At 38.9% G+C, this 16,768-nt stretch carries 14 protein-coding genes; 3 read left to right on the top strand and 11 right to left on the bottom strand.

Annotated features, from left to right (window positions below):
* Nucleotides 1–464 precede the first annotated feature (464 nt).
* From FNN09_RS17125 to FNN09_RS17140, 4 genes are all read right to left on the bottom strand, one after another.
* Nucleotides 465–1,349, bottom strand: a complete 885-nt coding sequence (locus tag FNN09_RS17125) for a DMT family transporter (RefSeq protein WP_143303703.1) — start codon at nt 1,347–1,349, stop codon at nt 465–467.
* A 93-nt stretch (nt 1,350–1,442) separates the two neighbouring features.
* Nucleotides 1,443–2,333: an EamA family transporter RarD gene (rarD, locus tag FNN09_RS17130; RefSeq protein WP_143303704.1), complete on the bottom strand. Its 891-nt coding sequence runs from the start codon at nt 2,331–2,333 to the stop codon at nt 1,443–1,445.
* Between the two features lie 126 nt (nt 2,334–2,459).
* The gene (locus tag FNN09_RS17135; protein ID WP_143303705.1) at nt 2,460–3,182 is read right to left on the bottom strand and encodes a LytTR family DNA-binding domain-containing protein; all 723 of its coding nucleotides are present in this window, start codon (nt 3,180–3,182) and stop codon (nt 2,460–2,462) included.
* Nucleotides 3,172–4,212 (bottom strand): sensor histidine kinase, encoded by a 1,041-nt coding sequence (locus FNN09_RS17140; protein ID WP_143303706.1) that lies wholly within the window; start codon nt 4,210–4,212, stop codon nt 3,172–3,174. Before FNN09_RS17140 ends, FNN09_RS17135 begins: the two co-directional genes overlap by 11 nt.
* Nucleotides 4,213–4,430: 218 nt before the next feature.
* Here FNN09_RS17140 and FNN09_RS17145 point away from each other — a divergent pair, with 218 nt between their 5' ends.
* Nucleotides 4,431–6,671, top strand: a complete 2,241-nt coding sequence (locus tag FNN09_RS17145) for a sugar-binding protein (RefSeq protein WP_143303707.1) — start codon at nt 4,431–4,433, stop codon at nt 6,669–6,671.
* 150 nt (nt 6,672–6,821) lie between these two features.
* Here FNN09_RS17145 and FNN09_RS17150 read toward each other — a convergent pair whose 3' ends face one another.
* Nucleotides 6,822–7,145, bottom strand: a complete 324-nt coding sequence (locus FNN09_RS17150; RefSeq protein WP_143303708.1) for a hypothetical protein — start codon at nt 7,143–7,145, stop codon at nt 6,822–6,824.
* Between the two features lie 54 nt (nt 7,146–7,199).
* Nucleotides 7,200–7,814: an NUDIX hydrolase N-terminal domain-containing protein gene (locus FNN09_RS17155; protein ID WP_143303709.1), complete on the bottom strand. Its 615-nt coding sequence runs from the start codon at nt 7,812–7,814 to the stop codon at nt 7,200–7,202.
* A 319-nt stretch (nt 7,815–8,133) separates the two neighbouring features.
* On the opposite strand from FNN09_RS17155, the gene FNN09_RS17160 reads away from it, so the two are divergent.
* Nucleotides 8,134–8,433, top strand: a complete 300-nt coding sequence (locus FNN09_RS17160; protein ID WP_143303710.1) for an RNA-binding protein — start codon at nt 8,134–8,136, stop codon at nt 8,431–8,433.
* 139 nt (nt 8,434–8,572) lie between these two features.
* On the opposite strand, the gene FNN09_RS17165 is transcribed toward FNN09_RS17160, so the two are convergent.
* The 5 genes from FNN09_RS17165 to FNN09_RS17185 form a co-directional block, all read right to left on the bottom strand.
* Nucleotides 8,573–10,027 carry an MFS transporter gene (locus FNN09_RS17165; RefSeq protein ID WP_143303711.1) on the bottom strand — a complete coding sequence of 485 codons (1,455 nt, stop codon included), beginning with the start codon at nt 10,025–10,027 and terminating at the stop codon, nt 8,573–8,575.
* 67 nt (nt 10,028–10,094) lie between these two features.
* Nucleotides 10,095–11,552 (bottom strand): M28 family metallopeptidase, encoded by a 1,458-nt coding sequence (locus tag FNN09_RS17170; RefSeq protein WP_143303712.1) that lies wholly within the window; start codon nt 11,550–11,552, stop codon nt 10,095–10,097.
* 115 nt (nt 11,553–11,667) lie between these two features.
* On the bottom strand, nt 11,668–12,252 hold the full coding sequence (locus FNN09_RS17175; protein ID WP_143303713.1) for a porin family protein: 585 nt from the start codon (nt 12,250–12,252) through the stop codon (nt 11,668–11,670).
* A 58-nt stretch (nt 12,253–12,310) separates the two neighbouring features.
* Nucleotides 12,311–12,721, bottom strand: a complete 411-nt coding sequence (locus FNN09_RS17180) for a hypothetical protein (protein WP_143303714.1) — start codon at nt 12,719–12,721, stop codon at nt 12,311–12,313.
* A gap of 55 nt (nt 12,722–12,776) precedes the next feature.
* Entirely contained in the window at nt 12,777–15,191 is a 2,415-nt protein-coding gene (locus FNN09_RS17185) for a DUF5916 domain-containing protein (protein WP_143303715.1), read from the bottom strand.
* 243 nt (nt 15,192–15,434) lie between these two features.
* On the opposite strand from FNN09_RS17185, the gene tyrS reads away from it, so the two are divergent.
* Nucleotides 15,435–16,727: a tyrosine--tRNA ligase gene (tyrS, locus tag FNN09_RS17190; protein WP_143303716.1), complete on the top strand. Its 1,293-nt coding sequence runs from the start codon at nt 15,435–15,437 to the stop codon at nt 16,725–16,727.
* Nucleotides 16,728–16,768: the final 41 nt, after the last annotated feature.

Here is a 16,768-nt window from a genome sequence, read left to right on the forward strand (position 1 = left end):
TGAAAGGGGTAAGCAAAGTTTTAACGATGTGTTGTGTTTTTTGTATCATTTGCATCCTAAACGTTTTTGTAAAATATGGTGAACGACTAGTATTATCTCGGCCTCAGCCAGTGAACCAAAAAAACAGGATTGAAATAACGATTAAGAACTGTTTTTTTGTTTGAGACTTTTGTAGGAACAAAAAAGTCGAGTTTAAAACAATTTCAGTTATGAAACCTAGTTTTTTGTGAGAATTGGAGCAAAGCGGAAAACATGAGCTCATATAAAACTGACACTACAGTGAACTAATTGGGTGCAGCCGACGGACTTTTTGCCAACTTTTTTGACTGTAGAATTGGAGTGCAACGTAAATCATGAACTCCAAATAAAACTAACAAAATAGTGAACTAAAAAAGTTGGAGCCATCGCGGCTTTAGCGAAAAAGTCATAAGGACAAAATTGTTTTGTACTTACCATTAACTCCACTACTTCTGTTTAAGTCGCGTTATATTCACCATGTAAATACCTCCAAACACCACCAGGCCGCCAATAATTTGCCAGCTAGTGAGCGCCTCGTTAAGAATAAAAAAGGCCGCTATGGCCGTAATAACAGGTTGACCTAACAAAGTGGGCGATACCGTAGTTGCTTTCAGGTGGCCTTGCGAGTAATTAATCAAGGTCCACCCACCCACATGCACGCCAATGCCATATATTAGCCATATAATCCAGGTTGAGTTGCTATATCCTGTAAATGAATAATCGTTATTGAGTAAGATAATAGTGCCTACAGTAAACGTGGCGGCAAGGCTACTAATGGATAAATAGAGTAGTGTGCTCATCATGGCTCGCCCTTGTTGCGTAAATAGATGGTAGATACCGTAAAAAACACCTGCTATCAGACTGATGATAATACCAGCGAACAGACCATCGCTATTACTGAAGCTACGCCATGCCATCAAAATGGTACCTCCAATGGTAATGGATAATCCAATCCAAAAACCTTTACGTTGTTTTTCTTTGAAGAAGAGCAAAGCCCCTATTCCGACCCAAACAGGTGCCAGGTTAGCCATTAAAGTAGGAATGGTAGCGTTACTGATTTCAATGCTCCACGACCATAAGCCTGTATCAATACCAAAGGCAATGCCTCCCAATAGTGGCATCCACAAGGCTTTGGCTGATAATTGCTGAACCTTTTTCCATTGAGCGGCCAGTGGTAAGATAAGTACGAGGCTGGCGATACCAACTCTGTAAAAAGCTGTAACCATACCAGGAGCGTCGGCTGATTTGATGAGTATCGCCGAGAACCCAATGATTAACAAACCTGTAAACAAGGCTAGGTATGCTTTTATGCTTGATGCCTGTTGTTGCATATCACTAATTTATGTGCTAAGGTAGCGGGTTCAACCTAATAGAAACATGATTTTACTCGTGTTCATAGATAATGAAAGGCAATCAGACGAGAGCTATTTTTTTGACTTACTATAGTTGGAGATGATTGAATAGCTATACAAAGCCAAGGCAACCCAGATAGCAGCAAAAGCTACTTGTTTTTCTTTCGGAAACCCTTCTTTGTACATGAAGATGCCTAAGAATAACATAATGGTAGGGCCAATGTATTGCATAAAACCTACTGATGTTAATGAAATGCGTTTGGCACCCTGGCCAAACCAGTAGAGTGGCATGGTAGTAGCTACACCTGCCATAATCAGCAGAAAATCGGTTGTGAAACTTTCGTTAAACAAATGGCCCTGACCACTTACCATTCCCCAAATAATATAGGCAAGCGCAAAAGGTGTTAACACCATGGTTTCAATGGCCAGTGCAGGCATGGCTTCTACGCCACTCATTTTCTTAAGTAAGCCATAAACGCCAAACGATGCCGCCAGATAAATCGATATCCAGGGAAAACTACCATAATCAACTGTGAGGTAGGTAACAGATGCTGCTGCTAATAAAAGGGCAATAAGTTGAATGCGTGTCAGGCGTTCCTTTAAAAAAACAATGCCCAAAAGTACATTGAGTAAGGGCGTGATATAATATCCCAGACTGGCTTCTACGATGTGATTGATATTAACGGCATAGATATATATGCCCCAGTTGCTACCAACCAAAATACCAGCAATAGCCAAGGTTCCAAGTGCTTTCTTATCACGAAAGATATGACCGAGCTTCAAACTTTTTTTGACAAACAAGAATAGCAATACAAAAATGAGAGACCAGAAAATACGGTGCGACAATATTTCCAAGGCAGGAATGTGGCTTAACCATTTCCAATAAATTGGCAATAAACCCCAGGTTACAAATGCTTGGAGTGTATAAATAAAGCCAGCTGCTTGACCATGTTTTTCTTCCATGTGGTAGGTATTAGGTCGGCAAAGGTAGTTAAATATCTTGGTAGAATGCCTCGCGATAAAAAGGGCGGACTATTGGTATTTCCCCTTTCGATTATGCGCATAAATTATGCGTTTTTGTATCCACAGTTACTCATCGCCAGGTGTGTAATTTAGTTGATGAAAAACCTGTTGCTTGTAATTTCTCCCTATGGGTAGGTTTTTATCTGCAATGGCAATGGTAGTAGCAGTAAAGCCACTAATGTGGTGGATAGATACGATAAATGAACGATGGATACGCATGAAATGGTTTTCATTCAGCATGTTTTCAATAGACGATAAGGTCTGTCGGGCATGTATGGTACGATCTGCGGTGTGAATATTCACATAATCTTTTAAACTCTCAACAAACACAATGTCCTTGAGTAGCACCTTGTGAACCATTTTACCAGTACGGATATACATAAAGTCGTTGTCGTCTCCGTTGGACTTAGAATGGTGCAGTTCAATGTCGCGTGGTTGTTGTTCAAAAAACTTGTTTACCGCTTTAATAAATCGCTCAAAAGAAATGGGTTTCATCAGGTAATCAACAATGTCCAATTCATAACCTTCAAGGGCATATTCTTTATAAGCGGTGGTAAGTATCACTTTGGGTGGGTTGCGTAAGGAGCGCAAAAACTCCAAGCCTGTTAAGCCTGGCATTTGAATATCTAAAAACAAGAGATCAATTTTTTTGCTGCGCAAGAGTTCAAAGGCATCGGCTGCACGATGACAGGTGGCTACCACGTTTAAGGAATCCAGTTTATCAACATGGCTTTTTATAACCTCTACCGCCAACGGTTCGTCATCAATAATCAAACAATTAACCCGCATTATCTTGCATTATTTTAAGTTGAACATCAAAGTATCCTTCTTTTGTGTTGATGGAGAAAGCGTGTTGCTGAGGATAGATTAACTCCAAACGACGTCTAACATTTTTTAACCCCAAACCTTCGGTAAAGTCATGTAACTCATCAGCCAATGTATTTTTAACGCGTAGGTTCAGGAAATCATCACTAATATTCAGGTGGATGAGTATGTCAACCTGTTTGTTACTCTGGATTATCCCATGTTTAAAGCAGTTTTCAATAATGGGTAATAAGAGCAGAGGCGCAATGACTTTATTGCTTGGGTCGCCTGTTAGTTGATGATCGATATTCACCACGTTTTTATCATGCCTGATGCTTTGCAGTTCAATGTAGTTCGTTAAAAAGGTCAGCTCTTTTGATAAGGGAACAAATTTTTCGCCACATTCATACAACATATAGCGCAATAAATCACTTAAGCGAATAACCACATCGGGTGCTTCATCTGCTTTTTTAAGCGTTAGAGCGTACAAGTTGTTAAGGGTATTAAATAAGAAGTGTGGGTGTATCTGTGTTTTTAAAAAGTTAAGTTCGGCCTGTTGCTTTTGCGAAAGAAGATCCTGCTTCTGACTTTGATCCATAAACCACACCTTAAATAATTTAATGGTAGCGGCCAATGCGGGAACCTCGTAATTAGTAACTGCAGCCACAATTATTTTTGGCCAGTAAAAAACAGGGAATTCTCCTTCCAAACCAAAGAATGGAATGTTGTAATAGAGCATCCATATCATAAAACCGTAAAACAGCGCATGGATGGCTGAAAACGCAAAAAACAGATGGTAGCGCTTTTTTAATAAGTAAGGTATTATCAGGTAGATGAAGCTGTAGGCGCCAATCATTCTCACAGGGAGAAATATGAGGTTGGACTTGAATTCAAAGGCATAGTTTTGTGAATATTCGCCATAGGAAAGGGAATAGAAAAGGTAGGAGACAAGCCAGAAAAGGAGGTGCCATAGCCAACGATGCTTGAATATGATGTGTTGATTGGTTTTTTGCATTACACAGATTATTTGGATTAAAAGTATTAATAAGCCTAACTATCTCCAACTGCCAGCGACAAAATACTGAATTATGTCGACCAACAACGACAAGGGCACTTTGGGTGTATTGGTAAAGTGATTTTTTACTGTTTGTCTTACTTTTTAGGTTGTTTATCCTGCATAAAAAGCAGCAGTATGGATGCATTATATATTCGCAGATAACAACTCAAACAACCATGCGAATTATCTATTTATCCATTTTCATTATTACAAGTTTTGTGGCCAAATGCTATGGGCAGGCACCAGGACTTAATCGTGTACATATTACTAAAACCAATGAAACATTTGTAATTGATGGTGTACTGGATGAAGCAGGATGGGATAAGGCACGCTTGATTGATGAGTTCTGGCAGCACTGGCCAAACGATACCATACCTTCGGAAGTAAAAACTGAAGTGCGCATAGCCTATGGCGAATCGCATATTTATGTTGGTGCCATTTGCTATGAGGAAAATCCATCGCCTGTGGTGCTATCTATGCGTCGCGACGATGAGGGGAATTATTGGCGAAGCGATGCCTTTTGTGTATCGATGGATCCGAATAATAATGATAAGAACGGTTACATATTTGGTTTAAATGCCGCAGGAGTTCAGCTTGATGGTACTTTGTCGCAACGTGGCGCTAATCCATATCTCGACCCATTTTGGGATGAGTTTTGGGAGGGAGAAGCGCGCGTAGTCGAGCATGGCTATGTTTACGAAATGGCCATTCCTTTTAGCTCCATTAAGTTTAATGAAGAAAATGCTGATTGGGGTTTTAACTTCATTAGAAACGATATGAAGCGGGCCGCCTATGATATTTGGTCGCGTTTTCCAATGGCCTTTTCGGGTTTGGACTTTGGTTATAATGGAGAAGTTTTTTTTAAAGATGATGTACCAGAGCAAACGGGCAGTCAGGTAGTAATTATTCCATCGGTATCAGGTGGTGTTTTACGCAATTTTGAAGACAATGAGCCATTAAAAGGCAGCCTTACAGGAGGTGTGGATGCTAAAATGTCAATCGGCTCCGATCTATCCTTGGATGTATCGGTATATCCCGATTTTTCAACTGTTTATGTGGATAGGCAATACATCGATTTTTATCGCTTTGAATATTATTTGCCAGAAATGCGTTCTTTCTTTTTGGAGAATGGTGATTTGTTTTCTGACTTTGGTTCCTACTCCGATCACACAACCGTGGCCAGTGATAACCGCATAAAACCTTTGTATACAAGACGAATTGGTATGTATGATTGGGATTATGTGCCCATGGTGTATGGCACTCGTTTTTCGGGTAACGTAAGTGATGATGTGCGTGTTGGTCTCTTAAATGTAACCAACGAAGCCTATGAGGATAGACCTTCACAAAACTATTCAGCAGCTTCGTTTCAGTGGGGTGTTTTTAAGCGTTCGGCTATTAAAGGTGTGTTTACTAATCGACAATCGTTATACGATGGAATTAAGTTTGACGACACGGACTTTAATCGCACTGCAGGTCTGGAGTTTGATTACATGAATACAACTGGTAGCTGGACTGGCAGCATAAAGTATCATTATAGTTTTAATCCTGAAAAATACACCAATGCTCACATGGCAGGAGGTGAATTAAATTACGCATCTACTAAACTAAGGGTTAACAATAAAGTGTATCAAGTGGGTAATAATTACATAGCCGATATGGGTTTTGTTCCTCGTTTGTATCATAAAAACGATGTGGATGATACCGAATTTCGACAAGGCTTTACCGAGCTGACCAATTTTACAAGTATGTTGTTTTATCCCAAGAGTAATACATTTTTGTACCTCACGCCAGGTCATCGTTTTAGTGTGTTTACTAACCTAAATGGCGAAGTCAATGATTTTATTGGAACATTCAATTTATGGGGTGAGTTTACAGGTCGTAGTGCCTTTAATATTTTTCTTAATTACGAACAAGCTACGTTGTTGGCTCCACGCGATATTTTGCACAACGATAAACCTCTGGATAGTGGCACCTATAATTTTCAGAGTTTAGGAGCTTATTGGGCTAGCGATGCCCGGAAGCGCTATCAGGTATCGTCAACTATTGAACATGGAACCTTTTACAATGGACAAAAAACGACGGCGCAATTGGGAATGAGTTATCGAGTGCAGCCGTGGGGGCGTTTTTTATTGGATTATAATTTTTGTCGACTCGATTTTCCGGAGCCACAAGGTCTGGAAAACTATCATTTGGCTGCTCTTACTTCAGAAGTGGCTTTTCATAAAGACCTTAACTGGACAACCTTGGTGCAATACAATACACAACAAGACAACATGAATATCAATAGCATGATTCAATGGCGTTTTCGTCCGATGAGTGATTTTTTTATTGTGGTGAAAGAGGATTTTGAAGCGGGTAGCTTTAGTAACAAACGTTTTCAAGTCAATTTTAAATTGAGGTATTGGCTTAATCTGTAATGCAATTTCAATAATGTGAGAAGTAGCAACGGCTACTGAATAGTTGAATTCAAGGCAGTCATCTTTTTGTGGATTTTGATGGCTGCCTTTGGTTAAACGATGATCAAATCAAAATCAAGAACCTGTTCTCGTGGTGGAGAGCAGGTTTTTTTATTCCTGAAATCCATAACGGTTATTTATTAATTCTAAATCGAGAGCCTTATTGATCCATATGATAAAAACGATAATAAATGCAATGGAGATACTTAAAACAATGACTTTTTTAAATAACAGACGTTTGTTCTCTTTTATTAATTTAAGTCGAAGGGTTTGTAATTCCTCCTTACTCATTTTTTTATCATGTCTGGTATGTTGACGGTACCCTTTGGCAACTCGTTTATTAAAACCAGAGAAAAATTTATCTCGTTTCTTAAGTAAATTTCTATTGTTACGCAGCGATTGAATCATTGCAAATACATGGCCGGCTGAAGACATATGAATGGTTTATGTGTGGGTAAATGATAATTATATGATGCTTGTAAGTATGTGTTAATCACAAACCACTGGGAATTCAGGATGATTAGCCAAGTGAACCAATTCTTTTATTTGCGACTCAAGAATTCGGTCAGTAGATAATGGAGGTAAGCTATTCAAATTAAACCATCGTGCCTCATCAATATCAAAATTACCCCTTAACTTACCGCCAGTAGGAATGCATAAAAACATAATTTTATAAACATACCAAGGCTGGGGTGGATGTGGGTGGCATCGTTTATCGTATATGGCCAATACACGTTCAACTTTAGCTTCAATGCCTGTTTCTTCTTCCACTTCCTTAACCACCACTTCTGATGGGCTATGACCAATGTCGGCCCAACCACCAGGAATCGACCATAGACCATCCATTTTCTCTTTGGCCATTAATATTTCTCCATCCTCATTCAATATTAATGCACGCACATCAACTTTGGGAGTAGGGTATTCCTTGGGAGGTAGGTAATAGGTGTCAAATGCCTTAATGGGTTCATTGGCAATGGCTGCCATTAGTTCTTTGCTCAAATCAACCAGCTCTTGGTTACGCTCTACTTCGTAACCATTTTGAGCGTACACCAAACCTGTTTCAGCTAAAGCTTTTATCTTTTTAAAAGTGTTGAGGTAGTCCATTTTATTTATTTACGATTAGGTTTATTGATACAAGATTTCAATTTCTTTTGGATTATGTGCTATGTATGAGCATGTTTTATTGGCCATTATATCCTTAATATACAAGAATATTTAACACACTTTATAACTTCGCTTGGTTGCACTCCTAATTAATTACGTACCTTTGCACAATATTTAAAAAGAATAGTATTTGATATTTCTTTGATTTTGAGTCCTCTCATCGTGCAGTTCCTGCATTTCAAATCTTCAATTCTCGTCTTTTTTAATAAGATATGTGACACGCTGAATGTGTCGTAGTTTAATTTTTTATAGATTTTATATGAATATTTTTATTGCTGGTCTAACAGACAACATCTATGATGAAGATTTGCAGGACCTATTTGAAGAGTACGGAGAGGTAACATCCGCAAAAGTTATCAAAGATCGTGAAACTAGAAAATCACGAGGATTTGGCTTTGTTGAAATGTCAGATGATGCAGCCGCTAAAAAAGCTATTAAAGAGCTTGATCGTGCTGAGTACGATGGCAAAATCATCAATATCAAAGAAGCTCGCCCAAAAGAAGGTGGTAACGGTGGACGCCAAGGTGGTGGTAACCGCGGTGGTAACCGTCGTCGTTAATACAGCTTAAACTAAGCGATATAACAAAGCCTGAACAACTAATTGTTCAGGCTTGTTGTATCTATTGGTATTGTAATAGATACAACAAAGCCTGAGTTATAATTAGCCCAGGCTTCGAAATGTTTTTTTCAGTTGCTTCTTAAGCTTTTGACTTTAGAATAAGTTTATCGTAGATAAACAAAGCAACAGCAGCACTTACTGCAATTCCTGCATACAACATCCATATTTTAGATGGGTTGTAGTTAACCCAAATAAAGTTAGTTAATTCAGAATTGTTCATGCCCATCATCTCTGCGGCTTTATTCCAATAATCATTCTTGGTAAAAGTATCTGACACATCAGGGATTTCTAATCCTCGTTTGGCAACTTCTTGTTTTAGTAGGTATAGTTTACCAGCTGCTTTGTCGTAGATATCGCCAGATACCACACCAGCTAACTGGTGACCAACAGCGATAGGCAAAAATGAGGTACCCATGTAAAGTGCCTTTTTATCGGCAGGAGCAATGCTGCCAACGTACTCGGTAAACTTCGGACTACTGGCCATCTCTCCAATACTGAAGATTAGCACCCCAAGTATAATGAAGAAACTATTTTGAAATGCGAACATCATTCCTACACCAATTGCTAATACCAAAATACCACTCATCATAGCATTTAGAGGTTTGTAACGCATTACAATTCCAGAGATCCAAATCTGGAAGATGATGATAAAAAAGGCATCAAAACTACCAATGGTAACAGCAGTAATGGTTCCCTCAGGTGTGCCAATGCTTTCTGCTAACCACGGCCACACCGCATGCAATGAGTTGTATAAATTCGATGTATCAACCCAATCATCCACAAAAACAGGAAATGCATAATAAAGTTGGTTGAAGGCAGTCCAGAATGCTACCATTATCAACAGAAATAGAACGTATTTGAAATTACTAAGGGTAACTCCAATGTTACGTAAAGACTGCAAAAATATTTGACTTAAAGGTTCTTTGTCGTTACCTCCTTCACGCCCTGGCTCTTTAAAGAAAAAGAATACAAAGATGTAATTGATTGAAATGGTAATCATTGAAATGTAGAAAACCCAATCCCAACTTTTTTGGTAAATGGCACCCGCAATAAATGGACCTATAAAACCACCAATGTTAATCATCATATAAAAGATTCCAAAACCAATGGATGCGGTTTCTGATGAGGTTGTTTTAGAAATCATAGCGGATATGATTGGCTTAAACAGCGCACCTGCAACGGCTAAATAAATATATGCTGCAAACACTAAGGTGAATGAGTTAAAAGTCGCCACCATCCAATAACCACTTACATACATGGCATATGATAAGATGAGGATCTTTTTGTATCCCACTCGGTCGGCAATTGCTCCGGTAAATAATGGCAATAGGTATAAAAGCATGGAACCTGTACCCATAATGGTACCTTTTTCTGCAGATGTGAACCCCAAGGCTCCTGTATCTTTTGAGCCAACCAGGTAAAGTGCAAAGGCCATGTAAAAGCCATACCAAGCCCATCTTTCAAAAAGCTCCATAGTATTGGATACCCAAAATACCTTTGGAAAGCTTTTAATCGTTTTTGTAATTCCCGACATATTGTATTTGTTTTATATTTTCAAGAAACGGCTAAAATAGCTTCTTTAGTGTATAAAGCAAATGGAATTAGTCAGTTTGTGAGGTGAATGCTGTTTTTTGCGCCGCTAAATAGGCTGTTGTGAAAATTAACTTGACACGTTTTTCCATTTCAGCATAGTCAATTTTATCCGGTGTGTCACTTGGTTTATGGTAATCGGCATGCAGGCCACTGAAAAAGCCCATAACCGGGATGCCCCTTCGATGAAAAGCGTAATGATCAGATAACCTTAAAAAGTTTCCAAAGCCATGACTTTGGTTATAGTCGTATTGAATGCTCAATGGCTCCAACATGTTATTGGCCACATGTAACAGGGAGTCAAACTCGGGATAGTGGTTATTACCAATGGTATAGATGTAATTGGACTTATGGGTGGAATCAATGCGGCCAATCATATCAATGTTGATGTTCGCCTTTATGTCGTAACCATGCTCTTGTGGATGGTCGGCAAAATAAAACGCACCTAGTAAGCCTTTTTCTTCTCCCGTGGTGCATAAGAAAATAATGTTTTTATCGAGTTTTCCCTTGAGAGGAGACAAGGCTTTGGCCAACTCCATAACTGCGGCTGTACCTGAACTATTATCATCGGCTCCTACGTTAATGCCATTGTAGCCTTCGCCAATATGGTCGTAATGAGCAGAAATAACTACAGCATCTTTTGTTTTGCCTTTTCCTGGGAGGTAGGCAGCTACATTATTAGCATTGGCTTTTTCAATTATAAGAGGACAGGCAAGTGATAGTTGGGCAGTAGTTAGGCGTTTAATCTGTTTCGCATTTAAATGTTGAAGACTATCTATCGATAGCTGAAAAAGTTCTTCGGCAACACTTTGATCAGCAGCAAAAGCTTTAATAATGGTTTTGCTAAAAATAGGTTTCTTTCTGCCAATGGATAATTGTTGGTGTTTATTTTTCATCTGCTCAGAAAGTTGATCAAAGGCATCTGGATCAGTTTTATGAACCATCACAATTGCCACAGCTCCATTTTGTCGTGTGCGATTAGCAATCTTGTACCAACTTTTCAGGTTATTCACCAGAGCAAAAGCAACTTTCCCTTCAAGTTTTAATTTACTAACGATAGAGTCTGATCCATTGCCAATAAAAATACAATCAACATCATTAATAGGATCAAGTGGAGCAGAACTCAAATAAACCATGTTACCATAGTTGTTTAATTGAATTTGCTGGCTAGAGAAGTTAAACTGGCCCCAACGCCAGCTCCATAAACCTATTGCTTGCAGAAATGTTGTGTCATTATACGGTTTAAGACCATATTCTTCAAAATGTGTTTGTATGTATTTGGCTGCTTTATGCTCTCCATCTGTACCTGTTTCTCTTCCTTTTAAACTGTCTGAGGCAAGAATATAAACATGCTCTTTTAAGCTAGAGGCTGTCACAGAATTTAAGTACTTATCTTTAAACTTAGGTGATTGTGCATACGATGCAGAAAGAAAGAGACAAGAAATAACGAATAGTAAAGCGATCTTCATATTCTAAAGTTTAAGGAATACGTTTCTATAGCTGTTTTAAATATAATATTTTTAAGACGATATAAAACAAAAAAAACCGGCGGATGCCGGTTTTATGTAGTTAAGTGTATTCTCTTTAAAATCGCTTGCCAATGCTTAAGCCATAGGCGTATGCACTATATTCCTGTTTAAAATCAAAACTGAACGCCGGCGTTATTTCCCAACCCTTTTCGATGGCAACCTCATACTCAAATCCTGCTTTTATAACCCAAAAACGTTCAGTATTATTTTGCTTGAATTCCCACTCTACACCTGGTCCGGCAAATATGCCGAAACGATGAAAGGGTTTGTATTTTGCTACCGCTGCAAGAACTACAATATTATTACGCTCTAAGTCATCATGATTATCTGTTTGAATATAATATTGATCCAATTCCACATCGATGATTGCCCCGAAATCCCACTTTTTATTCAAGGTGTAGTAATAATCAATACCAATTGTTGGTACCCACTTACCCGTGCTCTGTTCATGTGTTTCATGCTCGTAAAAAGCAGATGGAACATGTGTAAATCCCGTGTACAACGATAGCTTGTGCTTACCATGCACATGTTCCTCCGTTGAATGTTCTGTAGCTTCACTACTGTGTCTGTCCTCTTCGTGGTGTTGAGCCATGCTAATAAAAGAAAAGCACGTCAATACCAAAATGAATACTTGTTTCATTTTCTAGTTAATTAATTAGTTATGTTCATGTGTAGGGAGGGATTTGAGGGCTATTGCTTTAATATTTGTTGCCGAGTATTATTCCATTAATTAATCCATTGACTATGGCGCTTCCAATATCATCGACTCCATGTGGGTTGTAGCTGTCACGAGGTCTGTTTATTCCAAGTAAGCTAATGGTGCCGCCTGGGTAGTATGCCTTGTAGGGCAGTGCCTGTGTAGTTTCGTTTTGGTTAATATGAAACTGCTCGTACATGCCTGCCTGGTTGAATACGTAAAAAGCTTGATTGTTGCTGAGAAGGTCTGCTGTGTTGAGCTTGAGAGCTGCAGGCTTGTATTCCAGTTTTAGCTGGAGGTTTATTTCTGTGCTTTGTTGAATGCTATCAGGACTTGTTGAGTATTGAGCTAAACAGTACCAATTAAAGGTGCAAAAACACAATGTGAGTAATAATAGTTTGCCACTAAACATAGGAAATGGTTTTAGGTTTAGCGGCAAAGTTAGCTATTAATTTAATGAAATGATACTATGTTCTACTTTTGAATAATGAATTATAATCGATGTAATAAAGTACCTTAAAAGATACATTGTTTATTTGTGGACTGTTTCTTACAATCTCTAAATTATCCTTATAGTTGGTTATTGGCTCTTCATCAATGGTGAAAATTGAGTTTTTCCATCCAAGTCTCATTTCTGAGCCAGGCGCAAACACCCAACGTAATACCATGTCCACGTTGAAAGCATTAAAATTACTATCATGGTTTTCGTCATACTCCTCATTTGGTAAAAGTGTACCATCGTCCTGAAGTAGGTAAAAAGCTTTGTTTTCAACACTTGACCAATAGTGTCGTCCCCTCAAGCGCAAGCTTAACTTATTATTGAAGGTATACGCCATTTCTAACACATTTTCTATGGTTCCCAAATCGCGTTGAGCAAAGTTAATGGTATCCTGTGCTTCATTTTTACTCACATAACCGTAGTCATTTTCTTCTATGTTATAGCCGAGCTCATAGTCAATGGCTAATTTTTGCCCGATTCTCCATATTAGGCCAGTTCCCATCCAGTTCCCAGACTGGCTGCGCTCCGGTCTTCCAAAGCCTCCGTAATAAGCATAAGCACTTAGTTTGTTAGTTTGATCGGTATTAACACCTATGCGATAGCGGTATCCTTGAGGTTTAAAAAAGTACCGCCCCTCAACACGTGGTTCATCAAAGTTATGCTCGTCTGACATCCATCCTGTAAAGAGTTCAAAGCCATAGTTATTCATGAATTGCCATTCGGTGTACAAACTTACGTCTTGATTCTTAACCTCAAAAGGTTCCATGGCCATGTCATTTTTAACCATGATGCGAGCCATCATGTTTCTGAAAATACTAAAAGGATCTACCTGCTGAAATCGAAGGTAAACATCGGTGTCAAAAAGATTATTTCTTCGTAGATATCCCATGTCATTGGGGTTGTAATCAGCTGAGTATGCCTCCTGAGATGCACCATACTGCCAGCGTCCACTGTTTTTAGCCAATTCAACTTCGGTAAACCAACCAGTTTCTTTTTCTGTGGCTCCGCGGTGGCTAATTCCTCCTTTACCGCTAATCGCATAGCTTAGACTTTTATCTCTAAACTGAAATTCAGTGGCAGTTACATTGGCCATAAACGGATTGTCGTACATGGCCATGTTCGTATTAATAAGGCTGATGTATGAGTTGTTTTTTAAGGATTGATCAATAACAGATACATTGTAGTTGGTGAAAGGTTGAATAAGAACATCGCGTTGATGACCCGTAAGCGTATCTTGTAATGTAGCATATGAATTGAGCGACATGGCATTTAAAAAACCAACAGCAAAACCGTTTTTGCTTCTGCCCGATACCTTTGTTGCATTTACTAATTGTACTTCGGATGGTCTTTCACTAATAATTTCATTTTCTTCAAGAGCATTGTTGGCATCTCCACTAAATTTAGGTCGGTTACCAATTCGTCGCGAATAAAAAACATCGGCTCTGTCAAAAAGCTCCATGCCTTCGGTGAAGAATTGTCGCCTTTCATCGTAATAGATTTCGTACGGCGAAAGGTTGAGTTCTCTGTCATCTGATTGTGTTTGACCAAAATCGGGAATCAGCATCATGTCCAATGTATAACTTTCATTGATGCCATACTTTAAATCCAAGCCACCTTTGTAAATAAAGTTCGTTTCATCACTGTATTCGTTGCGTTCCAAGTAAGTAGCTAGATAGGGCGAAAAAGATAAACGTGCGGGAGGTTTAATGCTTTCTATTCCCGATAACTCTCCCTGTTGATGTATCCAACCCGAAACATTTCTATCAATAAAATTCCAGGAACTGTTTGAATTGTAACGCCTGATATTACGGAACATATTTAAGCCCCAAAGGTGAACGTCTTTCTCAGGAAAGCGAATGGCCGAATAAGGAATGCGCATTTCAATAACCCATCCCTCCTCTGTTATGCGGGTTTTACTTTCCCAAACTGCATCCCAGTTTGAATCTTCTCTATCACGATCACTTTTAATAGCTTTTATATCGGTTTGAACGCCAGCTGGTGTAAGGTAAAAACCGTAGGATAGCTGTCCCTCGTTGTATGGGTCGATGTAAACGCCAAAATAGTCAGACATGCCAATGTCATCTCTTTCGCTTAAATAGTTGTAGATGCTATCGGGAGCAGAATCGTATAACATGGCGCCAACATAAATGGCTTGTTGGTCATAAAAATACCATACCTCTGATGGCTGCATGGCAGGACTACCGTTATAGGGCTCTAGCTGAACGAAGTCGACTGCTCCACGATTGTTTTGATAGTAACTTTCAGATAGCTGCCCATCAATTTTAATGGGAGTGTCAATGTATGTAGCAATGGTATTTTTCTTTTGCGATAATGCATTGCAGGCCACAATTATGGCTATGATAAGCAGTAGCTTAGATTTCATTCAATTACTCTGGTATAATGTGTGATTAATGGACGACCGAATTTACCAAAAAAATAAGACAAGTAGAAGTTAAGGACTTGTTAATATTCTTGATAAACAAGTATCACGAAATATTCAGCAGTAAATAGATCTTTAGACTGAATGAGTGCAGTCTAACAAGCATCAAATTTATTATATTTGTGCTTCAATTTTGAACACGAAGTAAAATACAGGTTGTAATAGACCATTAAATAATCGCTTACCATGAATTTTGTTGAAGAACTTAAATGGCGTGGCATGATCCACGATGTAATGCCTGGTACTGAGGAGCAACTGAAAAAAGAAATGACATCTGCTTATGTGGGGATTGATCCAACAGCTGACTCATTACACATTGGTCACCTTGTGGGGGTAATGATGTTAAAGCATTTTCAGTCATGCGGGCACAAGCCATTGGTTTTGGTAGGCGGAGCAACTGGTATGATTGGAGATCCTTCAGGGAAATCCCAGGAACGTAATTTACTTGATGAAGAGTCATTGCGTCACAATCAGGATTGTTTGAAAAAGCAATTGGCCCTGTTTCTTGATTTCGATTCTTCGTTACCTAACGGTGCTGAGTTGGTGAATAACTACGATTGGATGAAGGATTTTTCATTTCTGGATTTTATTCGTGATATCGGCAAGCACATTACGGTAAACTATATGATGTCGAAAGATTCGGTGAAGAAACGGCTAGGTGAAGAATCACGAGTAGGTATGTCTTTTACTGAGTTTACTTACCAGTTGGTTCAGGGTTTTGACTTCTTGCATTTATACCGTGAGAAGAACTGTAGGTTACAAATGGGTGGATCAGATCAGTGGGGTAATATAACAACTGGAACTGAGCTTATTCGCCGTAAAGAACGAGGAGAAGCATACGCCATGACTTGTCCTTTGATCACTAAAGCCGATGGCGGGAAGTTTGGGAAAACGGAAAGTGGTAATGTTTGGCTCGATCCTGTGAAAACAAGTCCTTATCATTTCTTCCAATTCTGGATGAATACTTCAGATAGTGATGCAGAAAAGTACATTAAGATCTTTACCATGCTAAGTCAGGAGGAAGTGACCGAGTTGGCAAAAGAGCAGGAAGCAGCACCTCATTTGAGAGCAATGCAAAAGCGTTTAGCCGAAGAGGTAACAGTAATGGTCCATGGGAGAGAGGCTTATGACTCAGCAGTGGAGGCATCGCAAATATTATTTGGCAAAGCCACAACAGAAGCTTTACGTAAGATTGATGAACAAACATTGCTAGCTGTGTTTGAAGGTGTACCTCAGTTTATAGTTGATAAGCAGTTGTTAGCAGATGGAGTAAACGTAGTTGATTTATTGGCTGAAAAGGCAATGGTATTTCCATCAAAAGGCGAATTGCGCCGTACTATTAAAGGAGGTGGAATGAGTATAAATAAAGAAAAGGTATCGAATGCCGAATTAGTTGTTAAAGCTGAATCGTTATTAAATGACAAATATTTATTGGTGCAAAAAGGCAAGAAAAACTATTTCCTTGTAATTGCTCAGTAAAACGATAAAAAATATAAAGTAGTAAAGCAGGCAGAAATGTC

Source organism: Carboxylicivirga sp. M1479 (assembly GCF_007097485.1).
Lineage (GTDB): Bacteria > Bacteroidota > Bacteroidia > Bacteroidales > Marinilabiliaceae > Carboxylicivirga.